This is a genomic window from Streptomyces sp. NPDC090083 (genome assembly GCF_044747445.1).
Taxonomy (GTDB): domain Bacteria; phylum Actinomycetota; class Actinomycetes; order Streptomycetales; family Streptomycetaceae; genus Streptomyces.
This window is the reverse complement of sequence record NZ_JBIVED010000014.1, coordinates 178,353-192,720: the sequence shown is the minus strand read 5'-3', so window position 1 is coordinate 192,720 and position 14,368 is coordinate 178,353. Positions and strand designations below refer to the sequence as shown.

The window sequence follows — 14,368 nt, the reverse complement described above, 5'->3', positions numbered from 1 at the left end:
GACATGCCGCCATCAGATGTTTACGTAAACATAACAGGCCGGGGCCGTTGTGGACCGTGCTGTTTACGCAACATCGCGACGGCGTGTGACGCCGGTTCCGAGATGGACGAGCGAGGAACTACATGACGACGCTTCAGCCCCCTGCGGCCGCGACTCGGCCTCCTGACAGGCCTTCGGCGAAACGGGACCGCCGTTCCTGGACAGGGTGGGGTTTCATCGGGCCCTTCGCGGTGGTCTTCGCCTTCGTCTTCCTGGCTCCGATCGCGTACTCGATCTACCTCAGCCTCTTCCGCGACCAGCTCATCGGCGGCAACCACTTCGTCGGTCTGGACAACTACAAGCAGGCCTTCCAGGACGACCAGTTCTGGTCCTCCCTGGAGCGGGTCTCCCTGTTCCTGGTGATCCAGGTGCCGATCATGCTCGGCATCGCCCTGTTCGTGGCGCTCGCCCTGGACAGCGGCAGGCTCTTCGGCCGGGACTTCTTCCGGATCTCGATCTTCCTGCCGTACGCCGTGCCCGCCGTGGTCGCCACCCTGATGTGGGGCTTCATGTACGGCACGCAGTTCGGTCTGGTGGGTGACATCAACAGCGCGTTCGACGTCACGCTGCCCGACCCGCTCTCCGCGCACCTGGTGCTGGCGTCGATCGGCAACATCGTGACCTGGGAGTTCGTCGGCTACAACATGCTGATCTTCTACTCCGCGCTGCGGGTCATCCCCACCTCGCTGTACGAGGCGGCGGAGATCGACGGCGCCGGCCAGTTCCGGGTGATCACGGCCATCAAGCTCCCCGCGATCCGGGGCGCCCTGGTCATCGCGACGATCTTCTCGATCATCGGCAGCTTCCAGCTCTTCAACGAGCCGAGCATCCTGCGGCCGCTGGCGCGCAACGCGATCACGACGGACTACACGCCGAACTTCTACACGTACTCACTGTCCTTCAACGGACAGCAGCACAACTACTCCGCGGCGGTCGCCATCATCATGGGGCTGATCACCATGGTCATCGCCTACGTCGTGCAGCTCCGCGGCATGCGCAAGGGAGCCTGAGCCATGAGCACCCCCGTCACCACCGCCTCTCCCTCGGCGTCGGCCGCGTCCGGCGGCGGTTCGAAGAGCGCGCCCCGGCTGCGCACCCCGCGCAAGAAGCACACCCCCGGGCGCCCCAAGCGCAGTGTCCTGCTGACCGTGCTGACCGGTCTGATCCTGGTCTACACGGTGGTGCCGCTGCTGTGGCTGGTCATCAACGCGACCAAGACGCAGTCAGGGCTGGCCGACTCCAACGGCCTGTGGTTCGCCCACCACTTCGCGCTCTGGCAGAACATCCACGACACGTTCACCTACCACGACGGCATCTTCGTCCGCTGGCTGCTGAACACCCTGCTGTACGTCGTGCTCGGCGCCGGCGGTGCCACCTTCCTGTCGATCCTCGGCGGCTACGCGCTGGCGAAGTTCAAGTTCCCGGGCAAGCGCGCCGTCTTCGCCGTGGTCATCGGCGCGGTCGCGGTCCCGGGTACGGCCCTCGCGGTGCCGACGTTCCTGATGTTCAGCAAGATGGGGCTCACGGACACCCCGTGGGCGGTGATCATCCCCTCGCTGGTCTCGCCGTTCGGCCTGTACCTGATGTGGGTGTTCGCCACCGAGGCCATCCCGGTCGAGCTCCTGGAGGCCGCGCGGATCGACGGCGCGGGCGAGATCCGCACCTTCTTCCAGGTGTCCCTGCCGCTGCTCGCCCCCGGTGTCGTGACGGTCCTGCTGTTCACCACGGTGGCGACGTGGAACAACTACTTCCTTCCGCTGATCATGATCAAGAACCCGGACTGGTACCCCCTGACCCTGGGCCTGGACGCCTGGAACTCCCAGGCCCAGACGATCGGTGGTGACGTCATCTTCAACCTGGTGATCACGGGTTCGCTGCTCACCATCGTGCCGCTGATCGCCGCGTTCCTGCTGCTGCAGAAGTACTGGCAGTCCGGTCTCGCCGCCGGAAGCGTCAAGGAATAACCCCACCCTCAAGAAGTCCCACCCACGAAGAAGTGGAAGCACCTCCATGCGCAGAACCACCAGCCGCCTGCTGCGCGGCATGGCCATCCTCTCCGTCCTCGCCCTGGGGTCGACCGCCTGCGGCGGCTCGGGTGACGACAGCTCCAGCACGAAGGCCGTCTCCGCCTCGGACATCCAGGCGGCTCTCAAGAAGGGCGGCTCGGTCACGGTCTGGGCCTGGGAGCCCACGCTGAAGACGGTCGCGGCCGACTTCCAGAAGAAGTACCCCAAGGTCAAGATCAACCTGGTCAGCGACCGCTCCGGCGACAAGCACTACACCGCGCTGTCGAACGCCATCGCGGCCGGCAAGGGCGTTCCCGACGTCGCCCAGGTCGAGTACTTCGCGCTGAGCCAGTACTCCCTCACCAAGGGCCTCACCAACCTCTCGCCCTATGGCGCCGACAAGCTGGCCTCCAAGTACACGGCCGGCCCGTGGAACGCGGTGAGCGACGGCGACAAGGTCTACGGTCTGCCGATGGACTCGGGCCCGATGGCGATGTTCTACAACAAGAAGGTCTTCGACAAGTACAAGATCGCCGTCCCGACCACGTGGGACGAGTACGTCGTCGCGGCCCGCAAGCTGCACAAGGCCGACCCGAAGGCGTACATCGCCAACGACGCCGGTGACGCGGGCTTCACCACCAGCATGCTGTGGCAGGCCGGTTCGCGCCCGTACAAGGTCGACGGCACCAAGGTGACGGTCAACTTCGAGGACGCGGGCGCCAAGAAGTACACGGAGACCTGGCAGAAGCTGATCGACGAGAAGCTCCTCGCGCCGATCAACGGCTGGACCGACGACTGGTACAAGGGCCTCGGTGACGGCACCATCGCCACCCTGACCACCGGCGCCTGGATGCCCGCCAACTTCGTCAGCGGTGTCGCCGGTGCCTCCGGTGACTGGCGCGCGGCCCCCATGCCGCAGTGGACCGCGGGCGGCAAGGCCAGCGCGGAGAACGGCGGCAGCTCCCTGACCCTGCCCACCCTGGGCAAGAACAAGGAACTCGCCTACGCGTTCGTCCAGTACGCCAACGCCGGCGCGGGCGTCCAGACCCGGGTCGACGAGGGTGCCTTCCCGGCCACCAAGGCCGAGCAGCAGTCCGCCGCGTTCCAGAACAAGACGTTCCCGTACTTCGGCGGGCAGAAGGCCAACCAGATCTTCGCCCAGTCCGCGTCCGAGGTCGCGTCCGACTGGTCGTACCTGCCCTTCCAGCAGTACGCCAACTCGATCTTCAACGACACCGTCGGCAAGGCGTACATCTCCGGTACGACGCTGGCCCAGGGTCTGAAGAGCTGGCAGGACGCCTCCGTCAAGTACGGCAACGAGCAGGGCTTCACCGTCAACAAGTGACCCCGCCCGGAGCGACCGGCACCCAGCGGTGACCGGCATCTCCTCGGGAGCCGCCGCCGAGCAGCAGTCCGCCCGGCGGCGGCCGCCCGGGATCCATCACGCAGCACGCACCTCGTACCGCCTGTGCAGTAACCGGAAGGACCACCATGATCTCCACCCTCCTGTCCCAGTTGCGGCACGGGCCGGACGGTGAACCCACCACGCCCCGCCTCGCCTACGGCGCCGACTACAACCCGGAGCAGTGGCCGCGGGAGGTGTGGGACGAGGACATCCGGCTGATGCGCGAGGCCGGCGTCAACATCGTGTCCGTGGGGATCTTCTCCTGGGCCCGCATCCAACCGACCCGCGACGCATGGGACTTCGGCTGGCTCGACGAGATCATGGACCTGCTGCACGCGGGCGGCATCGGCGTCGACCTCGCCACCGCCACCGCCTCCCCGCCCCCGTGGCTGAGCACGGAGCACCCGGAGATCCTCCCGGTGACCGCCTCCGGCGAGACCCTGTGGCCCGGCGGCCGTCAGCACTGGCGTCCCACCTCGCCCGTCTTCCGCGACCACGCGTTGCGTCTGGTGCGGAAGGTGGCCGAGCGCTACGCCAACCACCCGGCGCTGGCCGCCTGGCACATCTCCAACGAGCTGGGCTGCCACAACGTCTACGACTACTCCGACGACGCGGCCCGCGCCTTCCGTGACTGGCTGCGCGCCCGCTACACCACCGTCGACACGCTCAACCAGGCCTGGGGCACGGCCTTCTGGTCCCAGCGGTACAGCGACTGGGAGCAGATACTGCCGCCCCGGCTGGCCGCCTCCTTCCCGAACCCCACCCAGCAACTGGACTTCAAGCGCTTCTCGTCGGACGCGCTCAAGGACTATCTGCGCGCCGAGCGCGACCTGTTGCGCGAGATCACGCCGGACGTGCCGGTCACCACCAACTTCATGGTGATGGGCAGCACCAAGGGCATGAACTACGCCGACTGGGCCGCCGAGATCGACTTCGTCTCCAACGACCACTACGTGACGCCCGGTTCACAGGACCGCGACGAGCTGTCCTTCTCCGCGAACCTCGTCAGCGGCATCTCCGCGGGCCGCCCGTGGTTCCTGATGGAGCACTCCACCAGCGCCGTCAACTGGCAGCCCGTCAACGTCGCGAAGCGCCCCGGCGACCTGGCCCGCGACGCGCTGCTGCACGTGGCGCACGGTGCCGACGCCGTCTGCTACTTCCAGTGGCGCCAGTCCGCGGCGGGCGCCGAGAAGTACCACTCCGCGATGGTCCCGCACGCCGGGGCCGACAGCGAGGTCTTCCGCGCGGTGGCCGAACTCGGCCGCACGCTGCGCACGTTGGCCCCCGTCGCCGGTTCCGACCGCGAGACGGCCCGGGTCGGCATCGTCTTCGACTGGGAGTCCTGGTGGGCGAGCGAGCAGGACTCGCACCCCACGGACCGCCTCGACTACCGCCAGGAGGCGCTGGACTGGTACTCCGCCCTCCTCGACCTCGGCGTCCGCGCCGACCTCGTCACGGCACAGACCGCCCTCGACCGCTACGACGTGGTCATCACACCGGTCCTGCACATGGTCCCGGCGGCCCTCTCCAAGGAACTCACGCGCTACGTCGAGCAGGGCGGCCACCTGGTCTCCACCTACTTCTCCGGCGTCGTCGACGAGAACGACCACATCTGGCTCGGCGGTTACCCGGGCGCCCTGCGCGACCTGCTGGGCATCCGCATCGAGGAGTTCGGCCCGCTGCTCGACGGCGACACGGTCGAGCTGGACCTCGACGGCACCGCCACCGGCTCGCTGTGGACCGACCGGATCACGGTGACCGATCCCGAGGTGGAGGTGCTGGCCCACTACCGCAGCGGCGACCACACGGGCCGCCCCGCCGTCACCCGCCGTACGGTGGGCGGAGGTTCGGCCGCGTACGTCTCCACCCGCCTGGGCCGCGAGGGCCTCGCCGAGCTCCTCCCGGAACTGCTCGCCCCCGCCGGTGTCGGCAGTGAACTCCCGGACTCCGCACAGGGTGTCGTGGAGCTGACGGTCCGCCGGAACGCCGACAGCCGCTACCTGTTCCTGGTCAACCGCACGGACGACACGGTGCCGTTGACCGGCCTGTCCGGCGAACTCCTGGTCGGCAGCGCGGGCGAGGACGGTTTCCCCGTCCTCGCCCCCCGGGACGTCGCCGTGGTGCGCCGGCCCGTCGGCTGAGCCCGCGCGGCCCCCGGGCGACACCGCCCGGGGGCCGGCTTCTGCCCCGCCGACGCGACTTCTTCCCTGCGTGCGATACCCCCTAGGGGTACAGTCCCCCCTGACGCACACCGAAGAGGGGCGGGTTCATGGGAGCGATCGGGCACGCGCTGTCCATTGCCGGGTCGATGACCTGGGAGGTCACCTGGGCGCTGATCCTCGGCTTCACGCTCTCCGCCGTCGTGCAGGCCGTGGTGCGCCGGTCCACGGTCGTACGGCTGCTGGGCGACGACCGGCCGCGCACGCTCGCGCTGTCCGCCGGACTCGGCGCGGCCTCGTCGTCCTGTTCGTACGCGGCCGTGGCGCTCGCACGGTCGCTGTTCCGCAAGGGGGCGAACTTCACCGCCGCGATGACCTTCGAGATCGCCTCGACCAACCTGGTCGTCGAACTGGGCGTGATCCTGGCCCTGTTGATGGGCTGGCAGTTCACCGCGGCCGAGTTCACCGGCGGGCCGATCATGATCGTCGTGCTCGCGGTGCTGTTCCGGCTCTTCCTGCGGCAGCGGCTGCTGGACCGGGCGCGGGAACAGGCGGAGCGCGGGCTGGCCGGCTCCATGGAGGGGCACGCGGCGATGGACATGTCGATCGGGGGCGAGGGGAGCTTCGCCCGTCGGCTGTTCTCGCGGGACGGGTTCACGTCCGTCGCGCACATCTTCGTGATGGAGTGGGCCGCGATCCTGCGCGACCTGGTGGCCGGGCTGCTGATCGCGGGGGCGATCGCCGCCTGGGTGCCGGACAGCTTCTGGAACACCTTCTTCCTCGCCGGCCACCCGCTCGCCGCAAAGCTGGTCGGCCCGCTCGTCGGACCGTTGGTGGCCATCGCGACCTTCGTGTGCTCGATCGGCAACGTGCCCCTGGCGGTGGTGCTGTGGAAGGGCGGCATCAGTTTCGGCGGGGTGATCGCCTTTCTCTACGCCGATCTGCTGATCCTGCCGATCCTGAACATCTACCGGAAGTACTACGGCGCCCGCATGGCCGGCTTCCTGCTGGTCACCTTCTTCGCGGCGATGGCCGTCGCGGGCTATGTCGTCGAGTTCGCCTTCGGGGGCCTGGGGCTGATCCCGGACCAGGCCGACGCCAAGATCCCCGACGACGGCATCACCTGGAACTACACGACCTGGCTGAACATCGCGTTCCTGCTGCTCGCCGCGAGTCTGGTCGTACGGTTCCTGCGCAGCGGTGGTCCGGCCATGCTGCGGATGATGAGCGGCTCACCGGATCAGGGCGGGCAGCCGCACGAGCACGAGCACCACCACTAGCCCAGCCCGTCGACCCGTGGCGCCCCGAGGCGTCCCGGGTCGAATTCCCCTCCCGGCACGGCCAGTTCACTGTAAAGAACCTTGACAGACGATTGGTCTAGTCCAAATATGGTCGCTGTTCGTCCCGGTCAGGGACGGCTTCTCTCCTTTCAGCATGGGAGCGTCAATGAGACGACCTGGGCTTCTCCGCGCGTCACTGTCCTGCGCGGCCGTAACCGCCTTGTCCACGGGGCTAGTCGCTCTCGGCGGGGGTGCCGCGGACGCCTCGCACCGGGCGCGGCCCATGCCGGACCATGTGGCGGCGCCGTACTTCGAGGCGTGGACGGGTGAGAGCCCGGCGGCGCTCGCCGCCGCGTCCGGCAACAAGTACCTGACGATGGCCTTCCTGCAGACCGAGGCACCCGGTTCGTGCACGGCGTACTGGAACGGCCAGCCCGCCCAGCCGATCGCGAAGTCCACGTTCGGCAAGGACATCGCCACGATCCAGGCGCGCGGCGGCAACGTCATCCCGTCCTTCGGCGGCTACAGCGCGGACACCACGAACACCGAACTGGCTGACAGCTGCACCGATGTGGACGCCATCGCCAAGGTCTACGAGAGCCTGGTGACGACGTACGGCGTGAGCCGTATCGACCTCGACATCGAGGCCGACTCGATCAACAACACGGCCGGCGTCGACCGCCGCAACAAGGCGATCGCGAAGGTGCAGCGCTGGGCCGAACGCACCGGCCGCAGCGTGGAGTTCTCCTACACGCTGCCGACGACCACCACCGGTCTCGCGCCCAACGGCGTGGCCCTGCTGCAGAACGCGGTCGACAACGGCGCGCGCGTGGACGTCGTCAACATCATGACGTTCGACTACTACGACGGCGCCGCGCACGACATGGCGCAGGACACCAAGACCGCCGCGACCGGTCTGCACTCCCAACTCGCCGCGCTCCACACGAAGTCGAACCCGGCGAAGCTGTGGAAGACGATCGGCGTCACCGAGATGCCCGGCATCGACGACTTCGGCCCGGCGGAGACCTTCACCACGCAGAACGCGGTCACGGTGCGGAACTGGGCCGCCGCCCGGGGCATCAACACCCTGTCCTTCTGGGCGCTCCAGCGCGACAACGGCGGCTGCGTGGGCACCGGGGGCGCCAACAACTGCTCCGGGATCGCGCAGGACACCTGGTACTTCAGCCACACCTTCACGTCGTTCACACGCGGCTCGGGCGACCACCACTAGCGGCTGGCCGCGGCCCGCCGGCTCCCCTCCCCGGGCGGCGGCGGGCCGGACCATGCGGCGCCCCACGCCCTGCCCCGCTCACCGGACGGGCGGTTCGTCCCCCGTCGTGGTCGCGTGGCCGTGGTAGCGCAGCAGGAGCATCGCGGCGTCGTCGTGGAGCGGGCCCGCCGTGTGGCGGACCAGGTCCTCGCGGAGGGAGTCGAGCGCGCTCTGCGCGTCCGGTTCCTTCAGCAGGTGCGCCCGCTCCCCCAGCGGATAGAAGGTGCCGCGGTCGTCGCGGGCCTCGGTGACACCGTCGGTGTACAGCAGCAGTTGCTCGCCGGGGGCGAAACGCACGGAGAACGGCTTCGGGGTCTCGCCGCCCTGGGCACCGCCCAGGCCGAGCGGCGGGGCGTAGAAGGGCGGGACGGGGAAGTCGGCGGTGCCGTTGTGCCGTACGACCATCGGTGGCGGGTGGCCGTAGTTGAGGAAGAGCACTTCATGGTCGGTGCCGATCTCGGCGAGGACGGCGGTGACGAACTTCTCGTCGGACAGCACCCGCGAGACACTGCGCTCCAGGCGTTCGCCGAGTCCGACGAGATCGGACTCGTCGTGCGCCGCCTCGCGGAACGCGCCGAGCACCACGGCGGCCGTCTCGACAGCGGCCAGGCCCTTGCCCTGGACGTCACCGACGATGACCCGCACGCCGTGCGGGGAGGCGACCACTTCGTAGAGGTCGCCGCCGATCCGGGCCTCCGCGACGGCCGAGGTGTACGACACCGCCGCCTGGAGCGGTCCCGCGGTCAGCGGTACGGGCCGCAGCAGCACACGCTGGGCGACCTCGGCGATGGACCGCACACTGGCCAGTTCGGCCTCGCGACGGCCGCGCATCACGGCGGCGGCGATGCCCGCGCCGGTCACGCCGACGACCGACACCATCGCCAGGAAGCCTCGGCGTTCCTGGAACAGGCCATCGTAGAGGCCGAGTCCGACGCACAGGGCGAGGGCCGCCGCACCGAACCACGCGGTGCGGCGCCAGCCGCCGACCAGGCCCGCGAAGGCCGGTCCGAGGGAGGCCAGCGGGAGGAAGCCGAGGCCGGGGCCCGTGACGAGGTCGCCGACCGCGACCACCGCCATCACCGCGGCGGGCAGCCAGGTCAGCAGGAGAACACTGCGCTGCGGCTTCGCTGCGGCCATGGTCCACTCCAAGGGCGTCGCGGCTTTCGGGAGCCGCCTTCCGCAGGGGCCCCTCCCCCACCTTTGGACATCGCAAGGCTGCCAGGCAATCCCCTCGACGCGCGCGACGCTTTACCCAATTGAGTCCGAGAACGGACATTTCCTGATCGATGACAACCATATGACACCGCCCGGTTGCCGATCACGGACTCAGGGCAAGTGAACTTGTGCAGGACCTGCCGCGCACACCATGTCGCGGCCCCGGTGCGGTGGCGCCGCGGGGATACCGGGTCGTCCTAGGAGGGGAAGTGATTCGCCATGCGTGCGCATCGGCGTACCCATAGGCGTTCCGTACGCGTGGAGTACCTGCTGCCGGACGAGGCCACGTCGGCGGGTCAGGCACGGAGGCTGACCTCGGAGTTCCTCGCCCGCTCCCGTCATCGGATCGAGCGGGTGGGCGCGTCGCGGATCGACGACGCGACGCTCATCGTGTCCGAACTCGTCGCCAACGCGACCGAGCACGGCCGCGGCGAGTGCCGGTTGCGCATCCAGGTGTCCGACGAGCGCGTCACGGTCGAGGTCTACGACGACAACCCGGCTCCGCCGCACGTCCGGCCGCTGACGGCCGAGGGCGAGAGCGGCCGAGGCCTGGCCATGGTCCGCTGCCTGGCCCACCGCCTGGACGTCACCCCGGTCACCGGCGCCGGCAAGCGCGTCCGCGCGATCCTGGCCGTCTGACCCGGCCGCACGCGTCGGGGAGCGGCCGGGTCATCGGTGGTCGACGTAGGCGACGAGCCCGCCGGCGGTCAGGCCCAGCGCGCAGCCGCGGCGGAAGGACTCGTGGCGCATGTCCGGGGTGTGCTGCGCGTCGCTCATCGCGTACGGCGCGCGGATCCCCAGTTCCACGCCGCACAGGCACACGACGTGTCCGTGACGGAGGGCGGCGGCCCGCCACTCGGGGTCGTGCGCGACCCAGGTGCGGGAGCAGATCTCGCCGCCGGGCGTCCTCAGTTCCAGCCGGGAGTAGGGGGAGCCGAGGCGCTGCGCCAGTCGCGGCTGTTCGTCGGGTACCTCGTGCAGCTCCCATCCGGGGATGGAGCGCAGGTCGGCGTAGCCGGACGACCCGCGGTCCATGAAGAGGGAGACCTCGTCGAGGTCGCGTCGCAGCGTCTCGCGCATGCACAGCTCGTCCAACAGGGTGGGCCAGTTGCTGTCGGGGCGGCCCCCGTCACCGTCGGATCGTGGCGCGTCGGCGGGGCGCGAGTCGGGGAACTCGGGCGGCAGGCGCCGCATGCCGGACAGGATGGCGCCTTCGATACGGGGTTCCTCGGGTATCCCGTCGCGCGGAGTCCCCTTCGGCACCATGTACCCGAAGTCGCCCACGCCCCGGGCATGCCTGAACTCGAAAAGGGCTACGGGCATGTGGCGGGTCCGCGCGGGATCGAGGGTGACCGTGCCGTCCGCGGTCTCCAGTCCCATCAGTACGCGCTCAAGCCGCAGCGCCGGGTCGTCGCCGAACAGGATCCGCCCATTGTCGTCGACCTCATCGCCCTGATCTCGGCTCATGTCCTTCCGCCCTCCGCTGGGTGCCCGTTCCGCGTCCACGCATCGACGGACGGCCGAATATTGAACCATCCTATTGAGGGATCGTTGAACAATCCATACGTAGAACCAGTTGCAGGGGGCTCACCGCAACAGCGCTGCCCCGCGCGGGAGGTGGTGCCCGGACAGCGCACTGCCCGGCGCCCCGGACCGGTTCAACGGTCCGTCGGCGCCGGGCAGTGCGACCCCGCGTGTTCCCTACGGTCGGGTCAGGACTCGGCGCCGGCCTCTTCGAGGGCCACGACCGGCTCCGCCTTCTTCTCCTCCGCCGGGGTCTGCCGTACGGCGGGGATCGCCGCCGCGACCACGGCCGCCAGCAGTGCGACGCCGCCGCCGATGATCAGGCCCGTGCGGAAGCCGTCCTCGGAGGTGAAGGTGTAGCCACCGGCCGTGGTGGTCATCTGGGCGAGGACCACGCCGATCACCGCGGCGCCGATCGAGGTGCCGAGGGAGCGCATCAGGGTGTTGAAGCCGTTCGCCGCGGCGGTCTCGGAGAGCGGGACCGAACTCATGATGAGCGCGGGCATCGCACCGTAGGCGAGGCCGACGCCGCTGTTGATGACGATGCAGACGACCATCAGGCCCCACGCGGAGCTCATCAGGCCCATCGACAGGGCGTAGCCCGCGGTGATGACCAGGACACCGCTGATCAGGGTGAACTTCGGGCCGCGGGCGTTGGTGAGCATTCCGCCGAGCGGGGAGACGATCATCATCATGATGCCGCCGGGCGCCATCCACAGACCGGCCGCGAGCATCGACTGACCCAGGCCGTAGCCCGTGGCCTCGGGGAACTGGAGCAGCTGCGGGACGACCAGCATGCTGGAGTACATGCCGACGCCGACGAAGACCGAGGCGATGTTGGTGATCAGGACCCGGGGGCGGGCCGTCGTCCGCAGGTCGATCAGCGGGTCACTGGTCCGCAGCTCCCAGACGCCCCAGGCCAGGAAAGCCACGATCGCGACGGCGAACAGGCCGAGCACGGTGGCCGAACCCCAGCCCCAGTCGGCGCCCTTGGAGATGCCGAGCAGCAGGCAGACGAGGCCGACGGCCAGGCCGAGGGCGCCGGGCGCGTCGAAACGCTGGCCCTTGGCGGCGGCCGGCACGTCCGGGATCAGGAACCAGATCAGCGTGGCGACCACCAGGGCGAGAGCGGCCGAACCCCAGAACAGGGCACGCCAGTTGGCGTACTGCGCGATGGCCGCGGCGATCGGCAGGCCGAGTCCGCCGCCGATGCCCATGGACGCGCTCACCAGGGCGATGGAGGGGCTGAGCCGCTCCTGCGGTACGACGTCCCGCAGCAGGGCGATGCCCAGCGGGACCATGCCCATGCCCATGCCCTGGAGTCCGCGCCCGACGATCATCGGGACGACGGAGGACGAGAGCGCGCAGACCACCGAGCCCACGATGAGCGGGACGGAGCACGCGAGCAGCATGCGGCGCTTGCCCAGCAGGTCGCCGAGGCGTCCGACGACCGGCACACAGACCGCGGCCACCAGCAGCGTGGCGGTGATCACCCACGCGGCGTTCGAGGACGAGGTGTGCAGCATCTCCGGAAGGTCGGCGATGAGCGGGGTGACCAGCGTCTGCATGATCGCCGCGGTGGTGCCGGCGAAGGCCAGCGTGGCGACCACGCCGCCTGCGCGGGCTGAAGGCTGGGGGGCGTCCATGACGGGACTCCTCGGCATGTCTGTTCAGTCGGGACGTGAAGGAATATGCATCGTACACATCGTATGTATCGGCCATGTCATCTGGATGATGCATACCGTCGTGGGAGGATGGGCCGTGCCGCTCCCGGGCCCGGGACACGGTGGCGGCATCGGCAGGAAGCAGGAGGCAGCGGACCGATGGACAGGCGCACGCGCGAGGTCGAGTACGAGCAGATGCTCCTCAGTCGGCACGGCCTGCTGTCGCTGAAGGGCGGCCGCCGCAAGGACGGCGTGCTGGAGCGCAGCGCCTACATCCTGCTGAGCCGGATCCGTATCCAAGGACCCATGTCCATCGGCGAGTTGAGCGATGCCTTCGGTCTCGACACGTCGACCCTCAACCGGCAGACGGCGGCGGCGATGCGCTCCGGGCTGGTCGACCGCATTCCCGACCCGCAGGGCGGCATGGCCCGCAAGTTCCGCATCACGGAGCTGGGCGCACGGATGCTCGACGAGGAACGCGAGGGTCTCGTCCAGTCCCTGGACCAGGTCATGGCCGACTGGCCGGACGAGGACATCGACGCCTTCGCGGCTTTTCTACGACGCTTCAACACCGACATCGAACGGCTCGGCGGGCGCCCCTGGCCGCGGCCGTGACCGCCGCGCAGGCGTGAACTCAGCCCACCGACAGCACGCGTGAGCCCCGCCCCGTGTCAACGCACGGGGCGGGGCGACCGGTTCACGCAGGGCGTTCCGGCGTCAGGACGAGCGGCGGGTCCGGCCGGCCAGGTACACCGCACCGCCACCGACGGCGATCACCAGGGCCGCACCACCGGCGATGAGACCGACCGGCGCGCTCGAACCGGTCTCCGCCAGCGGCTGGTTGCCACCGTTCGGCGTCGCCTTCGGAGTGGGCGAGGGCGACGACTGGAGCGGCGGCACGTGCGCGGAGGTGGGAGGCGTCGTCGACGGCTTGGGGCTGGCCGGCGGGGTCGACTCCTCGGCGGGAGGCGTGCTGTCGGCCGGGGTCGACGGCGTCGCGGGCGGCGCGGAGGCGGGCTGCGTCGGCGTCGGGGTGGGCGACTCCGGAGTGCCGGGGGTGCACTTCTTGTCGCCACCGTTCCAGGCGGCTATCAGGTGGTACGGCGTCGCGATGTTGTCGGGCTGGTAGGGCAGGGGGCCGTGGCCCTCGCCCGTGCCGCCGTCGTACGTGACGTCGTCGCCGTACAGGTCGATCTGGCCGTAGCAGTCGGGGGACTTGACCTTCAGCCGCTGCCAGGTGTGCCGGGCGTCGTCCGCGCCTGCGACGTCCTTGGCGGTGAGGTAGACCGTGGCCTTGTCGACCATGGTCTGGTGGCCGGAGGTGTACCAGGTGGGGCCCTCGGTCGTGTACTCGGCGAGGGAGACGGGGTACTTGCAGCTGTCCCCGACGCTCTGGTCGGGGGCGAGCCGGACCTCGACGGTGCCCGGCACGGTGTTCCACTGGAGGAACCCGCTCTGCGAGGTCCAGTCCGCGCCCACGACGTTTCCGTCGGCACCGATGATGCGGTACTGCACGGTGGCGGACTGGCAGCCGCCGGTCTCGGCGGCGCTCGCCGGACCGGCCGCGAGCACGGGGGCGGCAGCCGCGATGAACGCGCTTGCCGCGACAGCGGACAGGGATCGAAGGTGCTGCGAACGTGACAAAGTGAGCCTCGACGATGGTGAAAGGTGTGGGAGGTGGCAGCACGCGAGCGGCGGGCACACTGAGGGAAACGATCGATGGCGTGCGCTACCGGACCGCTCGCGGCGCTTCGCTCAGCGTAGCCACAGCGAAGCAAGCCGAATTCTTGTCACCTTTCACAACTC

The 14,368-nt window shown here is 69.6% G+C and carries 12 protein-coding genes; 8 read left to right on the top strand and 4 right to left on the bottom strand.

All coding sequences use genetic code 11. The features are described 5' to 3' along the window. The first annotated feature begins 122 nt into the window (after window positions 1–122). The 6 genes from ACIPTO_RS36920 (at window position 123) to ACIPTO_RS36895 (ending at window position 8,120) form a co-directional block, all read left to right on the top strand. The gene (locus tag ACIPTO_RS36920) at window positions 123–1,049 is read left to right on the top strand and encodes a carbohydrate ABC transporter permease (RefSeq protein ID WP_401199383.1); all 927 of its coding nucleotides are present in this window, start codon (window positions 123–125) and stop codon (window positions 1,047–1,049) included. A 3-nt stretch (window positions 1,050–1,052) separates the two neighbouring features. Continuing rightward, window positions 1,053–2,003 (top strand): carbohydrate ABC transporter permease, encoded by a 951-nt coding sequence (locus ACIPTO_RS36915; RefSeq protein ID WP_366315455.1) that lies wholly within the window; start codon window positions 1,053–1,055, stop codon window positions 2,001–2,003. 46 nt (window positions 2,004–2,049) lie between these two features. Further along, a complete protein-coding gene (locus ACIPTO_RS36910) occupies window positions 2,050–3,390 on the top strand; it encodes an extracellular solute-binding protein (protein ID WP_366315457.1) in 1,341 nt (446 codons plus the stop codon). 146 nt (window positions 3,391–3,536) lie between these two features. Then, a complete protein-coding gene (locus ACIPTO_RS36905; RefSeq protein WP_401199380.1) occupies window positions 3,537–5,591 on the top strand; it encodes a beta-galactosidase in 2,055 nt (684 codons plus the stop codon). Between the two features lie 128 nt (window positions 5,592–5,719). Beyond that, window positions 5,720–6,889 (top strand): permease, encoded by a 1,170-nt coding sequence (locus ACIPTO_RS36900; protein WP_401199378.1) that lies wholly within the window; start codon window positions 5,720–5,722, stop codon window positions 6,887–6,889. Between the two features lie 283 nt (window positions 6,890–7,172). Beyond that, window positions 7,173–8,120 carry a chitinase gene (locus ACIPTO_RS36895; RefSeq protein ID WP_401199376.1) on the top strand — a complete coding sequence of 316 codons (948 nt, stop codon included), beginning with the start codon at window positions 7,173–7,175 and terminating at the stop codon, window positions 8,118–8,120. 78 nt (window positions 8,121–8,198) lie between these two features. Here ACIPTO_RS36895 and ACIPTO_RS36890 read toward each other — a convergent pair whose 3' ends face one another. Beyond that, a complete protein-coding gene (locus ACIPTO_RS36890) occupies window positions 8,199–9,296 on the bottom strand; it encodes a PP2C family protein-serine/threonine phosphatase (protein WP_401199374.1) in 1,098 nt (365 codons plus the stop codon). A 297-nt stretch (window positions 9,297–9,593) separates the two neighbouring features. On the opposite strand from ACIPTO_RS36890, the gene ACIPTO_RS36885 reads away from it, so the two are divergent. Continuing rightward, window positions 9,594–10,013, top strand: coding sequence for an ATP-binding protein (locus ACIPTO_RS36885; protein ID WP_401199372.1), 420 nt, complete (start codon window positions 9,594–9,596; stop codon window positions 10,011–10,013). Window positions 10,014–10,043: 30 nt separating this feature from the next. Here the strand turns inward: ACIPTO_RS36885 and ACIPTO_RS36880 are convergent, their stop codons facing one another. After that, window positions 10,044–10,841: a hypothetical protein gene (locus ACIPTO_RS36880; protein ID WP_401199370.1), complete on the bottom strand. Its 798-nt coding sequence runs from the start codon at window positions 10,839–10,841 to the stop codon at window positions 10,044–10,046. A gap of 245 nt (window positions 10,842–11,086) precedes the next feature. Then, complete coding sequence (locus ACIPTO_RS36875; RefSeq protein WP_401199368.1) at window positions 11,087–12,544, bottom strand: MFS transporter; 1,458 nt, start codon at window positions 12,542–12,544, stop codon at window positions 11,087–11,089. Window positions 12,545–12,721: 177 nt separating this feature from the next. On the opposite strand from ACIPTO_RS36875, the gene ACIPTO_RS36870 reads away from it, so the two are divergent. Then, entirely contained in the window at window positions 12,722–13,177 is a 456-nt protein-coding gene (locus tag ACIPTO_RS36870; RefSeq protein ID WP_366315473.1) for a MarR family transcriptional regulator, read from the top strand. A 102-nt stretch (window positions 13,178–13,279) separates the two neighbouring features. Here ACIPTO_RS36870 and ACIPTO_RS36865 read toward each other — a convergent pair whose 3' ends face one another. After that, window positions 13,280–14,206, bottom strand: coding sequence for a hypothetical protein (locus ACIPTO_RS36865; protein ID WP_401199366.1), 927 nt, complete (start codon window positions 14,204–14,206; stop codon window positions 13,280–13,282). Window positions 14,207–14,368: the final 162 nt, after the last annotated feature.

Excerpts from the sequence above, each read along its gene's own strand:
- ACIPTO_RS36890 (WP_401199374.1), bottom strand. The coding sequence starts at position 9,296 with ATGGCCGCAGCGAAGCCGCAGCGCAGTGTTCTCCTGCTGACCTGGCTG.
- ACIPTO_RS36870 (WP_366315473.1), top strand. The coding sequence starts at position 12,722 with ATGGACAGGCGCACGCGCGAGGTCGAGTACGAGCAGATGCTCCTCAGT.
- ACIPTO_RS36915 (WP_366315455.1), top strand. The coding sequence starts at position 1,053 with ATGAGCACCCCCGTCACCACCGCCTCTCCCTCGGCGTCGGCCGCGTCC.
- ACIPTO_RS36910 (WP_366315457.1), top strand. The coding sequence starts at position 2,050 with ATGCGCAGAACCACCAGCCGCCTGCTGCGCGGCATGGCCATCCTCTCC.
- ACIPTO_RS36875 (WP_401199368.1), bottom strand. The coding sequence starts at position 12,544 with ATGGACGCCCCCCAGCCTTCAGCCCGCGCAGGCGGCGTGGTCGCCACG.
- ACIPTO_RS36895 (WP_401199376.1), top strand. The coding sequence starts at position 7,173 with ATGCCGGACCATGTGGCGGCGCCGTACTTCGAGGCGTGGACGGGTGAG.
- ACIPTO_RS36880 (WP_401199370.1), bottom strand. The coding sequence starts at position 10,841 with ATGAGCCGAGATCAGGGCGATGAGGTCGACGACAATGGGCGGATCCTG.
- ACIPTO_RS36885 (WP_401199372.1), top strand. The coding sequence starts at position 9,594 with ATGCGTGCGCATCGGCGTACCCATAGGCGTTCCGTACGCGTGGAGTAC.
- ACIPTO_RS36905 (WP_401199380.1), top strand. The coding sequence starts at position 3,537 with ATGATCTCCACCCTCCTGTCCCAGTTGCGGCACGGGCCGGACGGTGAA.
- ACIPTO_RS36920 (WP_401199383.1), top strand. The coding sequence starts at position 123 with ATGACGACGCTTCAGCCCCCTGCGGCCGCGACTCGGCCTCCTGACAGG.
- ACIPTO_RS36900 (WP_401199378.1), top strand. The coding sequence starts at position 5,720 with ATGGGAGCGATCGGGCACGCGCTGTCCATTGCCGGGTCGATGACCTGG.